This window comes from Sphingomonas sp. P3_C6 (genome assembly GCF_056402595.1).
Genome location: NZ_JBFUHB010000012.1, coordinates 1 through 18,223 on the forward strand (window position 1 = coordinate 1; position 18,223 = coordinate 18,223).

Consider the following 18,223-nt stretch of genomic DNA (forward strand, 5'->3'; position numbering starts at 1 on the left):
GCGACCGCTTCCCGCTTCGCGCCGGGCGTCACCATTTTTTTGACGCCAGATCCTTCAGCACGGCATTGTCGAGCATCGCTTCAGCCAGAAGTTTCTTCAGCCGCCCATTCTCCTCCTCGAGCGCGCGCAGCCGCTTGGCTTCCGAAACCTCCAGTCCGCCGAACTTCGACTTCCAGTTGTAAAACGTCGCCGGGCTGATCCCGTGGCGCCGGCACACATCCGCTGTCGGCATGCCGGCCTCCTGCTCCTTCAATATCCCGATGATCTGCTCTTCGCTGAACCTGCTGCGCTTCATCCGTCCAACTCCCTTCGCGTCGGACTCTACTTATCCTCGGTCACATTTCAGGGGAGCACGTCACAGCCGATGCCCGCGCCGGGATCGTAGCGAACGATCAGCACCTGGACGAGATCGTCCGCCGCCAGTCCGGCGAAGCGTGCCGCCCGATCGCGCAACGGCAGCAGGAAATCAGGAATCGGCTCGGTCGGCCCGAAGCTCGCATCCTCGAAATCGTAGCGCCAGCCGAAGGATGTGGTCAGCCTTTTGCCGAGCCAGCCCTGGAAACGGAAGGGCGTTACCTCGATCCCCTCCAGCCGTGCGACCAGCACCTGCTCCTCCTCGGGCGTGATGATGTCCGGCGTATAGTCGATCCCGGCAGGCAATCCGGGCGGAAGGCCAGGCGCGGTTGCCCCGAACAGGTCGATCTGCTCCGCCATCAGGCCCGCGCCGCGCCACCGAACTGCACCGAACCAGTCGGAGCCCGCTCGCCGCGCGAATAGGTGCCTGTCGTCACACCTGCCGCCAGCACATGCCCACGAATCGCCTCGACGATCGCCGCCCGGCCCGGATTGGGGTCGAGCTTCGGCACGTCGGACAGCGCGAAGAGCTGGAATACATAATCATGCGATCCGTGCCCGGTCGGCGGATCAGGCGGCAACCAGCCTTGCGCGAAGAAGCTGTTGCGCCCCACGTCGCGGCCATCGCCTTCCCCGTCTCCATCCCCGACGATCGATCCTTCGGCCAGCCGGTGTTCGTCGGCCGGCAGGCCCCAGATGACGGCGTGAACGAGGGGAACCGGCGATGGTGCGTCGGGATCCTCGACGATCAGCGCCAGACTGCGGGTGCCCTCCGGCAGTGTCCCCCAGGTCAGAGGCGGGGAAACCCCTTTCCCGTCAGCCGTGAAGCGTTCAGGCAGGCGGGCGCCATTGGCGAAGGCAGGGCTGGACAGGTCGATCGACACGCCGGTCAGGCCAAGATCGGGATCGGCGACCGCCAGCCCGGCATGGCCCGCACGAACGCCCTGCAGCAGGCGGCCAAGCCAGTGGGGCACATGTTCCAGCATCGGCTTGCCTCCTTCATGCGTTAGATGGGAACAACCCGCAGACGTTGCGAGGTTTCCCAAAGGGGCGCTGCCGATGAAGATCTCGACCTATAATGTGAACGGCGTGAACGGCCGCCTGCCCGTGCTGCTGCGCTGGCTGGAGGAAAGCCGGCCCGATGTGGTCTGCCTGCAGGAGTTGAAGGCGCCGCAGGAGAAATTCCCCGCCGCCGCGATCGAGGATGCCGGATACCAGGCGATCTGGCATGGGCAGAAAAGCTGGAACGGCGTCGCGATCCTCAGTCGGGTAGGCGCGCCGGTCGAGACGCGGCGTGGCCTGCCAGGCGACCCGGACGATCTCAACAGCCGCTATATCGAAGCGGCGGTGAACGGCGTGCTGATCGCCGGCCTGTACCTGCCCAATGGCAACCCCAGGCCCGGGCCGAAGTTCGACTATAAGCTCGCCTGGTTCGAACGATTGATCGCGCACGCGGGGGAATTGCTTACGACCGGCATGCCGGTCGTCATCGCCGGCGACTTCAACGTAATGCCGAGCGAGCGTGACGTCTACAAACCGGAGCGCTGGCTGGACGATGCACTGTTCGCGCCCGAGGTCCGCGCCGCCTTTTTCCGCCTGCTGGACCAGGGATGGACCGATGCGCTGCGCACCCTGCACCCCGACGAGACGATCTACACCTTCTGGGACTATTTCCGGAACGCCTATGCCCGCAATGCCGGGCTGCGCATCGACCATCTGCTGCTCAGTCCGTCGATCGCGGGCCGCCTCATCGCCGCCGAAGTCGATCGCGAGGTGCGCGGCTGGGAGAAGAGCAGCGACCATGCGCCGGTGTGGATCGAGATCGCCGACGGCGCGTAGGTGGGGGGGTAGGCGACTGGGACGCCTCGACCTAGACTGAGCGCCATGCTCTATCTTGCGATCAAGGCCCTCATTTCCGGCATCATCATTGCCGCGGTTTCCGAGATCGCGAAGCGCAGCCCCGGTTTCGGCGCCCTGGTCGCGTCGCTGCCGCTCGTGTCCGTGCTGGGCATGATGTGGCTGTGGCACGACAAGCCTGATGCCGCCAACATGGCCGACCATGCGAGTGCAACCTTCTGGTACGTCCTGCCCTCGCTTCCGATGTTCCTGGTAATCCCGGCGCTGCTGCGCCGCGGGCTGCCCTTCTGGCCGGCGCTGTTCGCCGGATGCGCGATGACCGTCCTGCTGTATCTGGCGATGACGTGGATCGGCCCGCGCTTCGGCTTGCGACTCTAGCGCGGCCCCGCCCGACCGGCCGGCGCAAATAACGACTAACCTGGGTTAGCCGCCTGGGAATATACGACAATATCCGGAACGCCCGGCGACCTCCCCGGTTGAATGGTCTCACGACCTATTCGAACCAGGTGGAGATCAGCATGGCAGATGTACTTGAACGCACCGACGTCGTCCGATCCGTGTTCGTGACCGGGCTGCGCAATGCGCATGCCGTCGAACACCAGGCGCTGGCGCTGATGGACCGGCAGATCAACCATCTCTCCAATTATCCCGAGGTCGAGCAGCGGCTGCGCGAGCACCGTGTCGAGACAGAGCAGCAGATCAAGCGACTGGACGAAATCCTCGCGTCGCTCGACGAAACCCATTCGGTCATCAAGGACACGGCGCTGAGCCTGTCGGGCAATATGGCGGCACTGCTTCACACGATTGCGCCGGACGAAATCCTGAAGAACAGTTTCGCCAATTTCGCTTTCGAGAATTTCGAGATCGCCAGCTACAAGGGCCTGATCACGATCGCCGAGGCCGGCAATTTCGGCAACGCCATCCCCCTACTCGATGCGACGCTGAAGGAAGAGCAGGCCATGGCGCAGTTCTGCGACGAGAGTTTGCCGGCCATCGTGACCAAATATCTTAGCCTGCGGGCCGCTGGCGAGACTGCCAGCCACTGATCGATTTCCTCGCCGGTCGCCGTCACTCGGAAAAGGCGGCCGGCGCTTTTTCGAAGATCCCGATTATTCGCGCTGCCGTTCCAGGTAGAGATAGTCGGGCTCGAATTCGGCGATCTTGCGCAGCTTCGCCAAGTCGAGAATCGTGACCCGGCCCCTGACGAACTCCACCGCGCCTTGCTCCCGCAGGTCCCGCAGCGTGCGGTTGACGTGCACCGCAGTGAGCCCGAGGCATTCGGCCACGTCGGTCTGGGTCAGCTTCAGGTCGTAGCTAAGGTCGTCGTTCAGCCCGACCAGGCCGAGTCTGACATGGAGTTCGCAAAACAGGTGCGCCGTCTTCGAAATGGCGGTGCGCCGCCCCAGCGACACCTCCCATTCGCGATGGATCGCCGCGTCGAGATTGGTGGAGAACCAGTACAACCGGGCCAGATGCGGATGCTCCTCGGTGATCCGGGTCAGGCGCTCGTGCGGGACCATGGCGAGACGGCACGCCGTCAGGGTCATGATATTGTGGTCGAGCCGCTTCAGCGAAAAGCTGTGCAGGTCGACGAAATCGCCCGGGACATGGAGCTCGGTGATCTGGCGTTCGCCGTTGCGCAGATCCTTGTACCGGCACATCAGCCCGTCGAGCAGGAGCGTGGACGTCGTCAGCAACTGACCTGCGCGGATGATCGTCTTCCTGGCGGCGACGTCGCGGGGTTCGAGCATCGCATCGCGKATCGCCTGCTCCTCCTCGGCGCTGACCGAGTCGCGCGCGCGCAGACGCATCAAATGTTTTTCGATCATTTGCTTTTCGAGCCTGCCGGATTGACGGATACCGCATCGCCGAATCCCACCGTCCGCAGCACGTCCCCGCCGCCGTCGGTGATCTCGATACGCCCGTCGAGGTCGATCTCTCCGCCTTCGAGTTCGTCAGCGAGGAGAGAGCGGATGCCGGCGAGCGCTGCCTCATGCGCTTCGCCGGGTCCGGACAGTTCCTGCCCTTCCTCGTCGCGGGTGAGGCCGGTACCGTTGTGGATGTGGAAATAATATCGAGGCATGCCACCCGAACGATGCACCGCCGCTTTCGCTCCGCGCGGCGACGCTATGCGGCCTGAATGATCGTCACGGCGTCGCCAAAGGCGACGGTGCAGATGACGGCGCCGTCGGCATCCTCGACATCGATCCGCTGCCGCAGGTCGATACGAGCCTGGATCGCCTCGTGCGCGATCAGGGCACGGGCCTCGTGCAACGCCCGCTTCGCGGCGTCCCCGGGCGAAATATCGACTCCGTCATTGTCCAGCAGGACGTCGACACCGTCATGAAGATGAAAATAGAGCCGGGACATAAGCGCACTCCACAGGTGGGAGCGCGATGTCTCTCAGTCACCGGAGCCTAATCCGTCATCCGGCGATTATCGAAAGACAGCATCGGTTCAGCGACGCATCAATTGCGATAACATTTATATTCATCATATTACTTACAATTGTTTCGTTCAATGTTCTTTCGTGTGTTAAGGTGCATCCATTGCCGTTGAGTTAGATGGGCTCCGGCGACTGAGAGATGCGTGAGCTCCCGCCCGATGGAGAGCCGCGATGTCAGCCGACGACCATGTCCTGTCGAAGATGGCGCGCAAGCTGGAGAGCCGGACGGCGCTCAACGATGCCGATCGCGCGGCGATCATGGCCCTTCCCTTCGTCGAACGCACCTTTGAGGCGCCAGCCTATATCCTGCGCGAGGGCGAGCCGGCCCGGGCACAGTTCAGCTTCGTCCTTTCCGGACTCGCCTTCCGGCAGAAGCTGGCCTCGAACGGCGCGCGGCAGATCGTCTCGCTCCACATGGCCGGGGATTTCCTCGACCTCCAGCAACTCTTCCTGAACCGCGCCGACCATAGCATCCAGGCGCTGAGTCGACTGAAGACCGCCGAAATCGATCGCACCGCACTCCAGAACCTGGTGCTGAGCCGGCCTGCAATCGGCAAGGCGATGTGGGTGGAGGCGCTGATCGACGCGTCGATATTGCGCGAATGGATCCTGAATATCGGCCGCCGCGATGCCAGGGCGCGGCTCGCCCATCTGCTATGCGAATTCACCGCGCGCTCCCGGGCGGCCGGGCTAGACCCGGATGATCGCGATCAATTGCCGCTGACCCAGGAACAGCTTGGCGACGCGATCGGGCTGACGAGCGTTCACGTCAACCGCACGCTGAAGGCGCTTGCCGAAGAAGGGCTCATCATGCGCGACAAGCGCTATGTCCGGGTGGGCGATCTGGCGCGTCTGCTGGCAGCGGCGGATTTCAGCGCCCTGTATCTCCACCTCGACCAGACGATCGGGGAAACACCGAAGCCGAACGGCAAGTAAAAGCCGCGTGTACCACGTATGAAGGCCGATAAGATGACGGCCGTCAACCGGACGAGGCCATTTGCGACACCGTCGCGATCCTGCGTTCATATTCGTCGGCCATCTTGCAGTGGGCCATAGCGACCATAGTGTCGGTGGACCGTGCCGCGATTTCCCGTTCGTGTCGGGCGCGACGGGTATAATAGTCATGGTCGATCATATCTCCTTCCCTGTTCACTTCCGACGCCGACCAGCCGGCTCTGGCAGGCAGCGCAGCCCCGTCGACAACCCATGCCAACGCGCGCGGCGGCCTGGCCGGGATAGTCATTCCCAGGTCAGGACCAGGCGGCCATTGGCCGGCACCACATAATCGATGCGATCCGCCGTCGCCGAGCGAGGACGGATGACGTCGCCATCAATGGTCACGACCCGCGTCTTCGGCAGCGTCCGGCGCTTGACCCGGATCAGGCTGAGCGCCGCCGCACAGCTCTCCCCGCCATCGAGCGAGATCGACATCGCATGGTCAGCCGTCCGTTCCCGCGCCCGAATGAAGTGGTTGCAATGGAGCAGGAACGGCGCCTCATCGACCTTGTGGAAGGACCGGGTGGCGAACACGAACGCCGCGCCCGCCCCGTAAATCTCCTGCCCGACCTGGCCCGCCGGCTGGCCATCCGGATAGAGATCCTCGAGCGGGAAGGAGAGCGTGCGATCGATATGGCCGTTGCGGATATCCGTCGCGAGCATCTCCTTCGGCACCGCGTCGGGATAATAGAACCACGCCCGGTCGAGCGCATATTTGCAATATTCGGCGACGAGCATGCGCACCGCCGGCTCGAGATCAGGTCCGCTGTCGTCGAGATAGTGTTCGAACGCGGCAAAGCTGTCGAAACATTCGTAGATCGCCATATACGGCGCATCCTGCAGGCAGGTGACGCCCAGGAAGTTCCGGTAATGCTTCGCGAAGGCGATCTCCGATTCCCAGATCTCGCTATTGTGGAAGAAGCTGGCGAGATAGACATAGCTCTGGTCGAGAAAGCGCCGATCATCGGTGATGCGCCATAGCCGCATGCACGCCGCAGCACCCCACGCCGTCAGGTTGGCCTGATAGTTGAGATTGAAGCGCCGGCCCATCGCCGCCTCGATCGCGGCGCGCGCCTCCTGCAGATATTCGTGCCGGTCGGTCAGCTCATACGCCTGCAGCATCACCCAGGCATAGATGCCGCCGACATCGGTCTGGCCGCGATCGTCGCCGGCGACTTCGGTGATCACCGTGAAATCGGTGACCTTGTACATGACCGGCCAGTCATAGTTGAAATGCCGCGCCGCCTTCACGCCGAAATCGACCGATTTCAGGAAAAGCCGCCGCATCGCCTTGTCGCCGTGAAGCGCAAGCCGGCCAAGATTGAGCATCGGATGGTAGAGATACCAGCTGTCGACCGCATCCTTGTCCTTGTCCTTGCCGACATTGGGCAAATAGCGCCTCAGCGTCCTGAGCTTCGGGTCGTAGAAGCGGCTCAGCCCGGCCTTGAACTCGGCCTCGAGCGGATGCGCGGTGCCGCTCCACCGGCCCCAGTCATGGATTGCGGAAAGCAGCGACATCTGCACCATGATGTCCGGATATTCGGCCGCGGTGTAGGGGTGGGCATAGCGATGCCCATAATGACTGATCATCGCCTCCGGCGCCGTATCGAGATCGACCAAGGTCCGTTCGGCTCGTTCGATCCAGTCGCGATACTCGGTCCCGGGCAGGTCGATCTCCTTGTAGGCGACCCCCAGCATTTGCAGGAACTGCCGTGCGGATTCCGCTTCGGCTGGCGGAGAATCGTGGCGAAAGACGAGGATCGCGTCCGACAGCGTCACCTCCACCCCGGCCTCCAGCGCCTTGTCCGGTGAGATCTCACCCGGAAGCGGGGTCGGGAGGAGGTAGCCGAGTTCGGGCCAGATACCACCCACCGCCCCGTCCGGCCTGGTGCCGGTCGCCAGATAATAGTCGTTCGTCGCGGTCAGATTCTGGAAATACAGGACATTTCCAAAAGCTGGCTCATCGATCCGGAAATAGAGCAGACCGGCGTTGAGGCCCCGCTGCGCCGCCTCGACATGGCCGATCGCGCCGGCCGGATCGTCCTTCGCGTCGAGCGGATACAGATCGCGCGGCAGGAAGGGGATGAACATGGCCGAGGCCGGCGTGAGACGCACCGTCACGCGAATATGCTCCAACGCCTCACCGCCCGACGCCAGCACGATCTCGTGCACGCCGAGCACGCTTGCCACCTTAACGCGTATTGCCTCGCCGCCTTGCGCCTTGTGCCGGGTGCAGTCGAAAGCGCCCTCGGGCACATAGGCGAGCCGAAGCGCAAGGCCGCCCTTGCCTTCGCGCCGGATCAGCGCCCACACCGAATCGCCGGTCGCCGCTACCTCGATGCCGAGGCCGCCCGCGCGAAAGCGCGCGACGCGCCGGCTGTCGCCGTTCCTCAACGCGCTGCGCAGGGCAAGCGCGAAGGGCGTGAGGGTCGGCAGGGCACGGGTTTCGACCAGCGTCGCCATCGGCAGGCTCCTTTCGGCGGCTCAACCTGACTGGTGCCGTTCCGTTCCGCGCAATCGCCAGGATTTGCCACCGGCTAACCTGTGTTACGACGATCGTCGGATCGGCGTGCAAACCTCCGTTTCGGACAGAAAACCCGGTCGAAACATCGTCGTGATCCAATGGTTTGTTAGCCTTTTGTCGATAGTTTCAACCTTGGCCATCCCGAGGGACGAACGGCCCGGGAGGACCGCGTGAAGCGCACGGGCGCACGCTCATTTTCAGCCGATTGGGATAGCGCCGGGGGCTGGCCGGAAGGATCGTCCACATCGCGGATGCCGCAGGGCGGCGACCCGGTGGAGGATTCGATCCTGCGGCGAATCCTCGCGCTGGCAATCGACGCGCTCGATGCGCCGATGGGCTTCATCAGCTTTGCCGCTGCCGACCGTCAGCTCATACGTGTCCAGATCGGCATTCGCGGGCCCCTGCGTCCCGCCGACGCGCTGCTTCCCGCCGACCTGATCGGCCGGCCCGAGCCAGTCCTCATCCCCGATACCCATGCTGCCGAATGGCAAGGCCGGATAGCCGCCGCTGCGCTCCTTGGCGCGCGCTTCGCCGTCGTCGTCCCGATCGGCACGCCCGGCGAGGCCGATGCGGGAAGCCTGTGCATTTTCGACACCGCCCGGCGCGGCATGCCCGACGCCCGCGCGCTGCGCATGCTCGCCGGCTTCGCCGCGCTGGCCGGCGCCGAACGCTGGCCCGAGCCGCGGCCAACGCCCGGGCCCGAGACCCAGCTCGCAACGGTTTTCCGCGAAGCGATGGTCGGTATCGTCCACCGCGACCTGGACGGCCGGTTGCTGATGGCGAACGAGCATTATTGCACGCTGATCGGCCGCACCATGGCAGACGTCGAGACGATGCCGGCCCAGATCCACATCCATCCCGACGATATCGACCGCAACCAGGGCAAGTTCCGCCAGCATCTCGACACCGGCTCGCCTTTTCGCATCGAGCTTCGCTATGTCCGGCCCGACGACTCGGTCATCTGGTGCGAGGTCACCTTGTCCTTCGTCCGCGACGGGAGCGGCGAGATCCGGTCGGTCATCACCGTCGCGCAGGATATCACCCGTCGTCGCCGCGCCGAACAGGCGCTGCGCGAGAGCCGCGAGCATCACCGCCATTCGGTCGAGCTAAGCCCGCAGATACAGTGGACTGCCAGGCCAGACGGATCGATCGAAGAGGTCGGCCCCCTATGGACCTCGCTGACCGGCAGCGCCGCCGAGGACGCGGGCGGCGACTGCTGGATCGCGGCGCTCCATCCCGAAGACGTCGTCCCGACCGTCAGGGCCTGGAACGACGCGGTCCTGAGCCGTCACCCGATCGATGTCGAATATCGCGTGCGTTGCGGCGACGTCTATCGCTGGATGCGCTCCCGCGCCGCGCCGCGCTGCACCGAGCATGGCGAGGTCATCCGCTGGTATGGGTCGCTCGAGGACGTCCATGATCGCCGCGCGGCTGAGGAGGCACTGACCGAGAGCGAAGAGCGCCTCCGCCTCGCGGTGCAGGCAGCGCGGCTCGGCATCTGGGATTGCGACGCCGTCACCGGCGAGCACCGCTGGTCGGAGGAGTTGCTGGCCATGCTCGGCCTCCCCGCCGACGCCGACCCGACGATGGAAGAGGCGATTGCGATCGTCCATGCCGAGGACCGCAACAAGTTCCGGTCGATCGTCAATGCGGCGACGATCGGTTCCCTGCCGGAGGGCTTCGAAATCGCGCTGCGCGTCCATCGCGCCGATGACGGCGCGCAACGCTGGCTGAAATCGACCGGCTGGAAATCGGTGAACGGATCGGGCGATATGAGCCGGGTGATCGTCACCTTTCAGGACGTGACGGAGGAACGCGATGCCGAGGAGCGCATCCGCTGGGCCGCGACTCACGATCCGCTGACCTTGCTGCCCAACCGGCTTGCGCTTCAGGGAGAGCTCGACGACGCGATCGCGCTCGCCGCCGGCATGCACCGGCAGATCGGGCTGATGCTGTTAGACGTCGATAATCTGAAGCGGATCAACGACACGCTCGGCCACGACGCAGGTGATGCACTGCTGCGCGTCTTCGCGCGCCGCCTGGTAGAGGTCGCACCGGAGGGCGCGACGGTCGGCCGGCTCGGCGGGGACGAGTTCGCCATCCTGATGCCCTCGGTCGGCAGCGCCATCGACGTGGCGCGGTGCGCCACCTCGCTCCTCGAAAGCCTGCGCGCGCCCTTCGCCCATAATGGCCGGATGCTCGATTGCGCCGCGAGCATCGGCGCCTCGATCTTCCCCGAACATGGCAACAACCCGACCGAGTTGCTGAAATCCGCCGACCTTGCGCTTTATGCCGCCAAGTCGGCCGGCCGCGGCCGCACGCGCATCTTCCGGCCGGAGATGCGGTCGGAGCTGCAGCGGCAATTCTCGATGATCAGCATGGCGAAGGACGCGCTGGCCAATGCGCGGATCCAAGCCTTCTACCAGCCCAAGATCGATCTCCACACGAACCGCCTCGTCGGGTTCGAGGCCTTGCTGCGCTGGCAAGACCCGCAGGGCGGCACCCACCAGCCGGCCGATATCCGCGCTGCCTTCGACGACCCCGACCTGTCGATCGAGATCACCGATCATATGCTCCGCAACGTCACGCGCGATTTGCGGCATTGGCTGGACCAGGGTTTTGAGCCGGTTTCGATCGCCGTGAACACCTCGGCGAACGACTTCCGCTGCGATGATTTCGCCGAGCGTGTTCTGGAAAACCTTCTACAGTGCGGCCTGCCTCCGTCGATGATCGAAATCGAGGTGACGGAGACCGTTTTCCTCGGCCGCGGCGCACAATATGTCGGCCGCGCGCTCAGGATGCTGAGCGCCGCCGGCATCCGCATCGCGCTCGACGATTTCGGCACTGGCTACGCCTCGCTCAGCCATCTCAAACAATATCCGGTCGACATCCTGAAAATCGATCGGAGCTTCGTCAGCAATCTTGAGCACAGCCCCGACGATGCGGCGATCGTCGATGCGGTGATCGATCTGGGCCGCAATCTTGGCATCACCATCGTCGCCGAAGGAGTCGAGACCAGGGCGCAGGCGGATCATCTGCGCAGGCGCGGCTGCGCGGTCGGCCAGGGTTTCCTCTATGGGCATCCCGCCACCGCGGATCGGATCTTTCCGCACTGGTGCGAGGGCCTCTACCAGGGCTGAGGGCCTGTTTGAAAATGCGCCGTGAGCGCATTTCGCGATGAAAATTCGCCCTTTCGCGGATTTTCAAACAGACTCTGAGGACGCGTGGCGCTGGAACAGCGATCTCCCCCGCGCGTTCGAACCGCCTGCATCCAAAGGAAGAGACCCATGAAATATCTCGCTTCCGTCGCCACGGCCGCGCTTGCGCTCAGTCTCGCTGCCTGTGGGCCCAAGACAGAGCAGGCGACCGACAACGCCGTGAACGCAACCGGGGAGGCGATGACCGATCTGGGCAATGCCACCTCGAACGCGATCGACGCGGCGGGTGACGCACTCCAGCCGACCCCGAGCGGCCAGACCTTTGCCGACACCGCCGCGAAGAGCGACGCGTTCGAGATCGCCGCGGCCAAGCTGGCGAAGACCAACGCCTCCTCGCCCAAGGTGAAGGCCTTTGCCGACGACATGATCAAGGCGCACACCAGCTCGACCGCAAAGATCAAGGCGGCAGCGGCCAAGGCAAGCCCGGCGATCACCCCGGACGCTACCCTGACCGGAGAGCAGAATGACGACCTGGCCGAGCTCGGCAAGCTGAAGGGCGCCGATTTCGACAAGGCCTATATCGACGGCCAGATCGACGCGCATGACGATGCGCTCGAACTGATGGAGAATTTCGCCAAGGACGGCGAGGTCCCCTCGCTGAAGGCAGCGGCGGGCGAGATCGCGCCGGTGGTCAAGGGTCATCTCGACATGGCCAAGGCGCTCGAGACGAAGTGACGGGATGGGGAGGCCCTGCGCCTCCCCTTTTTCCGAGTCAGTCGGCCGCGACCGGCGCCATGCCACGCACAAGTAAGCCGCCGAGGATTCTCGCGAGCAAGTCCCTGCTCGCCTAACCGGCCTAGCGGCTCGGCGATCCGATTCAGTGCGTGCTGTTGCCCGCCGCCTTGCCGTCGACGTCATTGGTCGCGATCTGGAGCAGGCCGCTTTCCTGCAGGATGACGACCCAATCGCGCCCGTCCTCGCAATGCACCGCCCAGGCCGGACGGCCCGCCACCGGCGCGCGCGGTTCGGAGCCGGAAACCGACTGGCAGTCGCTGCCCGCATCGTCGAGCGCGCGGTAGAAGACGACGTCGCGCTGCTTCGGCGCCAGCGCGTTGATCCGCGCGAGATAGTCGATCTCAGGCTTGGCCGGCGCCGCGGCGGCCGTGTTCTGTTGCGGTGCCGGCTGGCCGCATCCGGCCAGCATCAGGGCGAGGCACACGGGCATCAGGATCTTCATCGGACGCGACTCCATCATGGAGCCGCCACTCTCGGTGAATCCCTGGCTGGCGTGAAGTCCAAAATGCCCATGCGGAACCGCGCCCATGCCAGCTCGACCGATATCGCCTCCTCGTCGAGCGCTGCGATGCGGCAGCTCTTCGCCGCGTTGGGTGCGAAGGACGCGAAGCCTTCCGCGTCGAGCCGCGCCTCGATCCAGGCATCGCGCCGCGCGGCGAGCAATTGCCATAGCCCGGCGCAGGCCCCGCCATTCGCCCTGACGCGCCAGCCATGGCCGAACGAATACGCCGGGCAGCGCTCGTCCAGATCGACCACCCCGCCGACGTCGCCCCGCGTCATGCCGACACCGAGATCGGGTCGCTCGTGGTGAAGCTCCTCCAGCCGTGCCCCAGCCGCATTCAGGTCGTGCAGCACGACGAACAGCCGCGTGATCGCCGGATCGGCGGTCCAGGCAACATAGCCTGCCTGGCGCGCGGTCGCGGGATGCAGCGCGTGGACAATCGGATCGGCATCGGCCATGTCTTGCTCCGGAATGAGACGATGCTTGTCGCCCAACGGCGAGATTCAGTGAATCGACACCGGCAGCGACCGGATAAGGAGATGCTCCCTGATCTTTCTGACCGGGGCTCGTTCGGACCGGGGCTCGTTCGGACCGGGGCTCGTTCGGACTGGGGCTCGTTCGGACCGGGGCTCGTTCGGACTGGGGCTCGTTCGGGCCGGGGCGTTTGAACCACATCGGACGTTTATGGCGATCAAGCGGAAGGACTTCTCTTTGCTACATCGCCTGTTCGGGAAGAGGCGCCCGACCGAAACCGTATCTTTCAGGTCCGAAGTCGCACCGGAGGATCGGGCCCGCGTCGCTGGCGCGATTGCCGGCGGGCGTTATCTGCTGTTCAATTCCGGCGCCGATGGCCGCGCCGTCCTGCTGCTGAACACGAGCCCGAAGCTGATCGCCTCGATCTCGCGTGACGTTTCTTCACTCGGCCGGCCGGTGATGATGGTCGAGTGGCTGTGCGAGGCAAGTGCCAACCACCGCGACTATCTGACGGCCGGCGATTTCAGCGCCTGTTGTGCCACTACGTCGCCTTTATACGGCCAGCCTCCCTTCGCTCTCGAAACTTAACGCCCACCGCGCCCATGTCCGCACCGCGCCAATCACGGTGCTGGGACAAAGACGATGCGAATCCGGTGTGCGGGCGCCGCAATGGTATTGGCGAGCGTGGCGGCCATGATGGTGTTGCGGTCCATGGTGACGGCGGCGCCCGGCGGGGATTCGGCAACCACGCTCGAATTGCTGATCGCCGCTTTCATCGTGCTCGCCGGACTTCCCGGCATCGGCATGCTGGTCGAAGGACCGACTCTCTTCGGCCTGATGGATCGGCCCCACCAGCGGTGACGGCGTTTGCCGCCTGCCGCAACCCAGCGACAGGCCCGCACGTATCGTCCCGAAAGACGAGAGGCTCGATTACGCGAAGGACGACATCAAGATGCAATAAAAAGGGGGAAAGGGAAGTGCGGGGGAGAGCGCCTCTGGCTGCTCGATCCCCCGCGCTGTCGTCTCGCCAGTGCCGGTCTTCCCGGCGGCTTTTCCGCTCCTGTTGCGTTTCTTTTTATGTGTCAGGCGATACGACGGCGGGTCTTCATACCCGAATCGCGGACAAAAAAAAGGCCGGTACAAGACCGGCCGTGAAAGTTTTAGGAGAGGATGCCTGAAAGGCACAGTCGTTGTGCACTGCAACAGATTTTCAGGCAAGTGCAAATATTGCATTGCAGCATACGAAAACTGCAACTGGTACCGCTATCATGGCATGTGTATGACCTAGCGGGTGCCCTGGATACGCCTTCAGGGTATTGGAGGCGCATCGGGCGGCACGCCGATGATCGCGGTCACATCGCCGCGCAGCAGGCACAAATATCGCGACGCTGATCACCACCGCACGATCCTCGATTTCACGTACCGCCCTCGTCGATCATCCTCGCCCCGCTCTCCCGCAGAATGGCCGGCAGCTATGTGTCGTCCCGCAAGACGGCACGCCGAATCGCTTGTTCCACCGGCGACATTTCTCCAGCCACCTGCCAGGGAGGCAGCGGCTCCTTCGGCAACAGCGGCGGCTGCGCCAGGATGCGCGGCCGGATTCCACGATGGGGCTGCGCCGCGTGCACTAGGAACGGGTGACAAAGATAAACGGTGCCGGCCGGCCCTGTCGCAAGGACCTCCGGCCTCTCGGCCGATCCAGCGAACCCGTCCGCCGCCAGCTCGCCGAGCGTCATGCCCCCTTCGCCCGCCGGCAGGAGCTGGCGGGCGATGTCGATATGCGAGCCGACCCGGATACGGGTCGGCGCGTCCTCCTCCCCGACATCGCTGAACAGGAACAGCATCAACAGCGCCCGGCCGCGGCTGGTGATATTGGCGCGCCATTGCAGGAAGTCGGGTGACTCGGTCCCGAAGCTCACATCGATATGCCACCCCGTATCGCCTGGATCGTCCGGCGACGGGAAGCGGACGACGAAGGTCCCGAGCCCGCTGCTCGGCAGCCACCGCCCCGTCCCGACCAGCTGGTCGAACGCGCGGTGCAGGACCGGCATATTGGCCGCCTCACGAAAGGGTGGCTGATCTAACTGTCCAAGCCGCACGACCGGCTGCCGCCAGGTCGCCGGATCGTCGAGGTCGCATGGCAGGGCTTGGCGCAATATGACGTTCGCCGCGTCGATCGTGGCGCGGGGCACGGCATTGTCGATCCTGACAAAACCGTTGGTGAGGAAGGAGTGCAGGTCTTCGGCGCTCAGGGCGCGCACGGGGTCGGATTCGGTCATGGGAAGCTCTCATGCTGGCAATCACACCCACCCCCGAATCGAGGGTGGGACACATTCGGGTGATGCCGCCCCCGGGGCCGGCTGATCAGCCGAGCGGGAACGCTGCAGCGTGGTTGAGAACGAAGCTCTTCATGGCTTGAGGATGCCGCGCGGCTGGCCGGAGCGCAAGCCAGCGGCATCCGAACATTGCATGACGGCGCCGACTGCCGGATAGGCGGCGCATTATCGGAAGGATGCCATGTTCGATTTTCAGCCGTCCCTGACCGGTAACCTGCTCTCGCTCAGCCCACAGGCACAGGAGGACTGGGACGCGCTGTTCGCGGTGGCGTCCGATCCGGCGATCTGGGCGATGCACCCGATGCGCGAGCGGTATCGCGAACCCGTGTTCCGCGCCTTTTTCGACGATGCGCTGGCGGATCGCGGCGGGCTGGTCGCGCGCGACCTGGCCGACGGCACGGTCTTCGGCTTCTCCCGCTATTCGGAAAAATTCGCCGATCCGGGCGAGGTCGAGATCGGCTGGACCTTCCTCGCCTGCGATCGCTGGGGCGGCGGCTGGAACCGGGAGATGAAGCGGCTGATGCTCGGTCATGCCTTCGACCATTACGACAGCGTCATCTTCCGCATCGGCGAAGACAATCTCCGTTCGCGCCGCGCAGTTGAGAAGATCGGCGGCGTGCTGACCGACCGGGTCCAGGAGTATCGGATGGGCGACGCGGTGATCCGGCACGTGACTTATGCGATCGCGAAGGGCGATTTCGCCGAGGGGCCGCTCAGGACCTGAGGCACCTGCTCACGGCACCAGCCACCCGTCATAATGCACCACCAGCCCGATCATCGGCAGGCCGATCGGCACATCGAAACGAAACCGCTCTCCCTCCTGCCATTCCCGTGCGTCGCTCCGGGGCGCGAGCGCGATCGGCAGAGGAATGCCGAGGAACGACCAACGCCGCATCGCCATGCTCAGGCCCGACGCATCGGATGGCAGGTCGAAATGGAAGCGCAGCGGCCCGAACCGCTCGACCAGCCGCCCGCCCTTCCGGCTCAGCCGGCTGGTGAAGAAATGGCGGCCGAAGCTGCGGGTCCAGCGTTCCACTCCGTCCCGCTCGGCAAAACCGACATGCAGCGCATGCACGCCGGCCGGCGGGAAACCCATGATCCGCGCGACCAGCCCCGCCAGCACACCGCTACCCCGCGTCACACGCGCCTCGCCCGAGGCCCCGCCGTCGCGGCACACGCGGTGGATCGCCCGCACCGCCTCCGGCAAGGCATCGAAGGCAGGCCCCATCACCCGGCAGTAGAGCGGATCTGGCAGCCGCGTCTCGACCGTCTCATGCCGCATCGCCAGCGTGGCGAACAACGGCTCGAACTGCGCCAGTTCGAGCAATCGCCCGGCATCGCGCGCACCGGGCGACAGCCGGCCGCCGAACAGTTCCTCGGCCAGCAGCACCGCCGCAAGCGTCGGTGTCTCCGGCCCGTCACCCTGATCGGCGATCAAGGTCCAGCGCCGTTCGACAAAGCCGCCGCCTGCCTCACCGGCCAGCCGCACCGACATGGCCGACCGATCGCTGGTCATCGCCCTGGTCAGGCGCTGCAGCGGCAGCAGCACCGGCGCGAGCGGCATGGCCGACAGGCCGAACCAGCGGATCGGCCAGCTCAGGAGCCACAAGCCGATCGTCTGGACCGAAATCTCCGTGCCCGCGCGGAACGTCACCGCCGGGCGGCCCGGCAGCATGTCCGGCATCAGGTCGAGATCCGGCACTTCGGCAAGCGCAATCCAGCGCCCGGACACATCGGGCACGCCCGCCACCGCGAAGGTCTCGCGTCGCAGCTCCTGCCAGCCCCAGCGGCGCGTCCAGCGCCGGTTGCGCCACAGCCGCACCGGCTTGCCGACATAAGACAGGATCGCCGCAGCGACCGAAGGCCCGGCAGTGGCGCGATTGGATGCGCTGATGGCGACCTCGACCTCAGTCACCCGGTCCATCCCCGCCGCAAGATGCCGCGCAACCGCCCCCGACAGCGCCGGCACGCTCGACGCACCGGAAATGATCGCCACCTCGGCCTCGATCGCGCCGATCCCGGTCACGAACTCCCGCGCGTCCGCCAGGTCGAGATAGGGCACGCCGGCCCGCGCACAGGCCAGCGGCACCTGGTAATCGCTGTTCTGGAACGGCCCCGCCGCATCGATCAGCAGGTCGGGACGATGCTCGGCCAGCAACCCATCCACATCGCCGTTGCGGTCGGCAACCACTGGCTCGGTCCCGGCAAGCCCGGCGCAAAAGGCCCGCGCCTTCTCCCCGCTGCGACCGGCGACGAGGACATGATGCCCCCGTCCCGCCAATCGCCGGCTCAGCCGCGCGCCGAACCCACCATAGCCGCCGAGGATCAGGACACGCTTCACAACACCCGTCGTGCGTGATCGGCGCTCGGCAGCCAGCAGGTCTCGCGTTTGCCGAACAGCCGGTAGCGGTTTCGCGCAATCCACCGATAGGCTGGATCGCGCAGGAAACGCGGCACCTGCCGCAGGCCCGCAGCCATCCGCCACGGCCAGCCGAGGCCGGCATAGATGGCGAGCACCGCATCGCTGTCCCGCTTTACCGAGTCGCCCTCGACCAGAATAATCGTGTCGGGATCTGCCGGATCGATGCCGAAACGGCGATACAAGGCCGCACCTGCTTCACCCTGCATCGAGGCGAGGCGGAAATGCTCCCGCCGATCATGCTTCAGCACGAACTGGGCATTGGCCGAACACAGCACGCATACCGCATCGAACACGATAATCGGGTTGCTGGGGATCGGGTGGTCGGGGATTGGCTGGTCGGGGATTGGTTGGTCGGGCAC

21 protein-coding genes and 1 pseudogene are annotated in these 18,223 nt (G+C 65.2%); 9 read left to right on the forward strand and 13 right to left on the reverse strand.

What is annotated here, in order from left to right; all coding sequences use genetic code 11:
• From AC1DT7_RS13025 to AC1DT7_RS13035, 3 genes and pseudogenes are all read right to left on the reverse strand, one after another.
• Positions 1 to 295: pseudogene (locus tag AC1DT7_RS13025) on the reverse strand (transposase); the annotation flags it as partial.
• Between the two features lie 47 nt (positions 296 to 342).
• Positions 343 to 714 carry a 2OG-Fe(II) oxygenase family protein gene (locus AC1DT7_RS13030; protein ID WP_478036399.1) on the reverse strand — a complete coding sequence of 124 codons (372 nt, stop codon included), beginning with the start codon at positions 712 to 714 and terminating at the stop codon, positions 343 to 345.
• On the reverse strand, positions 714 to 1,340 hold the full coding sequence (locus AC1DT7_RS13035) for a YbhB/YbcL family Raf kinase inhibitor-like protein (protein ID WP_478036400.1): 627 nt from the start codon (positions 1,338 to 1,340) through the stop codon (positions 714 to 716). The genes AC1DT7_RS13030 and AC1DT7_RS13035 overlap by 1 nt, the downstream gene beginning before the upstream one ends.
• Before the next feature lie 73 nt (positions 1,341 to 1,413).
• On the opposite strand from AC1DT7_RS13035, the gene xth reads away from it, so the two are divergent.
• The 3 genes from xth to AC1DT7_RS13050 all read left to right on the forward strand — a co-directional run bounded on the left by xth (position 1,414) and on the right by AC1DT7_RS13050 (position 3,257).
• On the forward strand, positions 1,414 to 2,193 hold the full coding sequence (gene xth / locus AC1DT7_RS13040) for an exodeoxyribonuclease III (protein ID WP_478036401.1): 780 nt from the start codon (positions 1,414 to 1,416) through the stop codon (positions 2,191 to 2,193).
• A 45-nt stretch (positions 2,194 to 2,238) separates the two neighbouring features.
• Positions 2,239 to 2,589: a DUF3147 family protein gene (locus AC1DT7_RS13045; protein ID WP_478036403.1), complete on the forward strand. Its 351-nt coding sequence runs from the start codon at positions 2,239 to 2,241 to the stop codon at positions 2,587 to 2,589.
• A 140-nt stretch (positions 2,590 to 2,729) separates the two neighbouring features.
• Positions 2,730 to 3,257 (forward strand): ferritin-like domain-containing protein, encoded by a 528-nt coding sequence (locus AC1DT7_RS13050; RefSeq protein ID WP_478036405.1) that lies wholly within the window; start codon positions 2,730 to 2,732, stop codon positions 3,255 to 3,257.
• A 63-nt stretch (positions 3,258 to 3,320) separates the two neighbouring features.
• Here AC1DT7_RS13050 and AC1DT7_RS13055 read toward each other — a convergent pair whose 3' ends face one another.
• From AC1DT7_RS13055 to AC1DT7_RS13065, 3 genes are read right to left on the reverse strand one after another with little or no spacing between them, the layout of a single operon-like run.
• Positions 3,321 to 4,040, reverse strand: a complete 720-nt coding sequence (locus AC1DT7_RS13055) for a Crp/Fnr family transcriptional regulator (protein ID WP_478036407.1) — start codon at positions 4,038 to 4,040, stop codon at positions 3,321 to 3,323.
• Positions 4,037 to 4,312: a DUF6894 family protein gene (locus AC1DT7_RS13060; protein WP_478036408.1), complete on the reverse strand. Its 276-nt coding sequence runs from the start codon at positions 4,310 to 4,312 to the stop codon at positions 4,037 to 4,039. The genes AC1DT7_RS13055 and AC1DT7_RS13060 overlap by 4 nt, the downstream gene beginning before the upstream one ends.
• A gap of 26 nt (positions 4,313 to 4,338) precedes the next feature.
• Entirely contained in the window at positions 4,339 to 4,581 is a 243-nt protein-coding gene (locus AC1DT7_RS13065) for a DUF6894 family protein (protein WP_478036410.1), read from the reverse strand.
• Positions 4,582 to 4,828: 247 nt separating this feature from the next.
• On the opposite strand from AC1DT7_RS13065, the gene AC1DT7_RS13070 reads away from it, so the two are divergent.
• The gene (locus AC1DT7_RS13070; protein ID WP_478036411.1) at positions 4,829 to 5,593 is read left to right on the forward strand and encodes a Crp/Fnr family transcriptional regulator; all 765 of its coding nucleotides are present in this window, start codon (positions 4,829 to 4,831) and stop codon (positions 5,591 to 5,593) included.
• Positions 5,594 to 5,636: 43 nt separating this feature from the next.
• Here AC1DT7_RS13070 and AC1DT7_RS13075 read toward each other — a convergent pair whose 3' ends face one another.
• Both AC1DT7_RS13075 and AC1DT7_RS13080 read right to left on the reverse strand, forming a co-directional pair.
• On the reverse strand, positions 5,637 to 5,792 hold the full coding sequence (locus tag AC1DT7_RS13075; RefSeq protein WP_478036413.1) for a hypothetical protein: 156 nt from the start codon (positions 5,790 to 5,792) through the stop codon (positions 5,637 to 5,639).
• Between the two features lie 104 nt (positions 5,793 to 5,896).
• Positions 5,897 to 8,116 (reverse strand): hypothetical protein, encoded by a 2,220-nt coding sequence (locus AC1DT7_RS13080; protein ID WP_478036415.1) that lies wholly within the window; start codon positions 8,114 to 8,116, stop codon positions 5,897 to 5,899.
• 231 nt (positions 8,117 to 8,347) lie between these two features.
• Here AC1DT7_RS13080 and AC1DT7_RS13085 point away from each other — a divergent pair, with 231 nt between their 5' ends.
• Complete coding sequence (locus AC1DT7_RS13085; protein ID WP_478036416.1) at positions 8,348 to 11,317, forward strand: EAL domain-containing protein; 2,970 nt, start codon at positions 8,348 to 8,350, stop codon at positions 11,315 to 11,317.
• Between the two features lie 147 nt (positions 11,318 to 11,464).
• On the forward strand, positions 11,465 to 12,070 hold the full coding sequence (locus AC1DT7_RS13090; RefSeq protein ID WP_478036417.1) for a DUF4142 domain-containing protein: 606 nt from the start codon (positions 11,465 to 11,467) through the stop codon (positions 12,068 to 12,070).
• 142 nt (positions 12,071 to 12,212) lie between these two features.
• Here AC1DT7_RS13090 and AC1DT7_RS13095 read toward each other — a convergent pair whose 3' ends face one another.
• Together AC1DT7_RS13095 and AC1DT7_RS13100 are read right to left on the reverse strand one after the other, a co-directional pair.
• On the reverse strand, positions 12,213 to 12,572 hold the full coding sequence (locus AC1DT7_RS13095) for a hypothetical protein (RefSeq protein WP_478036418.1): 360 nt from the start codon (positions 12,570 to 12,572) through the stop codon (positions 12,213 to 12,215).
• A 14-nt stretch (positions 12,573 to 12,586) separates the two neighbouring features.
• Positions 12,587 to 13,090 (reverse strand): hypothetical protein, encoded by a 504-nt coding sequence (locus tag AC1DT7_RS13100; protein ID WP_478036419.1) that lies wholly within the window; start codon positions 13,088 to 13,090, stop codon positions 12,587 to 12,589.
• Between the two features lie 253 nt (positions 13,091 to 13,343).
• Here AC1DT7_RS13100 and AC1DT7_RS13105 point away from each other — a divergent pair, with 253 nt between their 5' ends.
• Both AC1DT7_RS13105 and AC1DT7_RS13110 read left to right on the forward strand, forming a co-directional pair.
• Positions 13,344 to 13,694 carry a hypothetical protein gene (locus AC1DT7_RS13105; RefSeq protein WP_478036420.1) on the forward strand — a complete coding sequence of 117 codons (351 nt, stop codon included), beginning with the start codon at positions 13,344 to 13,346 and terminating at the stop codon, positions 13,692 to 13,694.
• Positions 13,695 to 13,748: 54 nt separating this feature from the next.
• Entirely contained in the window at positions 13,749 to 13,967 is a 219-nt protein-coding gene (locus AC1DT7_RS13110; RefSeq protein ID WP_478036421.1) for a hypothetical protein, read from the forward strand.
• 611 nt (positions 13,968 to 14,578) lie between these two features.
• Here AC1DT7_RS13110 and AC1DT7_RS13115 read toward each other — a convergent pair.
• The gene (locus tag AC1DT7_RS13115; RefSeq protein ID WP_478036423.1) at positions 14,579 to 15,385 is read right to left on the reverse strand and encodes a phytanoyl-CoA dioxygenase family protein; all 807 of its coding nucleotides are present in this window, start codon (positions 15,383 to 15,385) and stop codon (positions 14,579 to 14,581) included.
• Between the two features lie 238 nt (positions 15,386 to 15,623).
• Here AC1DT7_RS13115 and AC1DT7_RS13120 point away from each other — a divergent pair, with 238 nt between their 5' ends.
• Positions 15,624 to 16,166 (forward strand): GNAT family N-acetyltransferase, encoded by a 543-nt coding sequence (locus AC1DT7_RS13120; RefSeq protein ID WP_478036425.1) that lies wholly within the window; start codon positions 15,624 to 15,626, stop codon positions 16,164 to 16,166.
• Between the two features lie 9 nt (positions 16,167 to 16,175).
• Here AC1DT7_RS13120 and AC1DT7_RS13125 read toward each other — a convergent pair whose 3' ends face one another.
• Together AC1DT7_RS13125 and AC1DT7_RS13130 are read right to left on the reverse strand one after the other, a co-directional pair.
• Positions 16,176 to 17,783 (reverse strand): SDR family oxidoreductase, encoded by a 1,608-nt coding sequence (locus tag AC1DT7_RS13125; protein ID WP_478036427.1) that lies wholly within the window; start codon positions 17,781 to 17,783, stop codon positions 16,176 to 16,178.
• On the reverse strand, positions 17,780 to 18,223 hold the full coding sequence (locus AC1DT7_RS13130; RefSeq protein ID WP_478036429.1) for a thiol-disulfide oxidoreductase DCC family protein: 444 nt from the start codon (positions 18,221 to 18,223) through the stop codon (positions 17,780 to 17,782). Before AC1DT7_RS13130 ends, AC1DT7_RS13125 begins: the two co-directional genes overlap by 4 nt.

Bases quoted from the DNA above. Each gene is read 5' to 3' on its own strand.
- AC1DT7_RS13030 (WP_478036399.1), bottom strand. From the start codon at position 714: ATGGCGGAGCAGATCGACCTGTTCGGGGCAACCGCGCCTGGCCTTCCG.
- AC1DT7_RS13120 (WP_478036425.1), top strand. From the start codon at position 15,624: ATGTTCGATTTTCAGCCGTCCCTGACCGGTAACCTGCTCTCGCTCAGC.
- AC1DT7_RS13110 (WP_478036421.1), top strand. From the start codon at position 13,749: ATGCGAATCCGGTGTGCGGGCGCCGCAATGGTATTGGCGAGCGTGGCG.
- AC1DT7_RS13095 (WP_478036418.1), bottom strand. From the start codon at position 12,572: ATGAAGATCCTGATGCCCGTGTGCCTCGCCCTGATGCTGGCCGGATGC.
- AC1DT7_RS13070 (WP_478036411.1), top strand. From the start codon at position 4,829: ATGTCAGCCGACGACCATGTCCTGTCGAAGATGGCGCGCAAGCTGGAG.
- AC1DT7_RS13080 (WP_478036415.1), bottom strand. From the start codon at position 8,116: ATGGCGACGCTGGTCGAAACCCGTGCCCTGCCGACCCTCACGCCCTTC.
- AC1DT7_RS13075 (WP_478036413.1), bottom strand. From the start codon at position 5,792: ATGATCGACCATGACTATTATACCCGTCGCGCCCGACACGAACGGGAA.
- AC1DT7_RS13065 (WP_478036410.1), bottom strand. From the start codon at position 4,581: ATGTCCCGGCTCTATTTTCATCTTCATGACGGTGTCGACGTCCTGCTG.
- AC1DT7_RS13100 (WP_478036419.1), bottom strand. From the start codon at position 13,090: ATGGCCGATGCCGATCCGATTGTCCACGCGCTGCATCCCGCGACCGCG.
- AC1DT7_RS13045 (WP_478036403.1), top strand. From the start codon at position 2,239: ATGCTCTATCTTGCGATCAAGGCCCTCATTTCCGGCATCATCATTGCC.
- xth (WP_478036401.1), top strand. From the start codon at position 1,414: ATGAAGATCTCGACCTATAATGTGAACGGCGTGAACGGCCGCCTGCCC.
- AC1DT7_RS13090 (WP_478036417.1), top strand. From the start codon at position 11,465: ATGAAATATCTCGCTTCCGTCGCCACGGCCGCGCTTGCGCTCAGTCTC.
- AC1DT7_RS13050 (WP_478036405.1), top strand. From the start codon at position 2,730: ATGGCAGATGTACTTGAACGCACCGACGTCGTCCGATCCGTGTTCGTG.
- AC1DT7_RS13035 (WP_478036400.1), bottom strand. From the start codon at position 1,340: ATGCTGGAACATGTGCCCCACTGGCTTGGCCGCCTGCTGCAGGGCGTT.
- AC1DT7_RS13115 (WP_478036423.1), bottom strand. From the start codon at position 15,385: ATGACCGAATCCGACCCCGTGCGCGCCCTGAGCGCCGAAGACCTGCAC.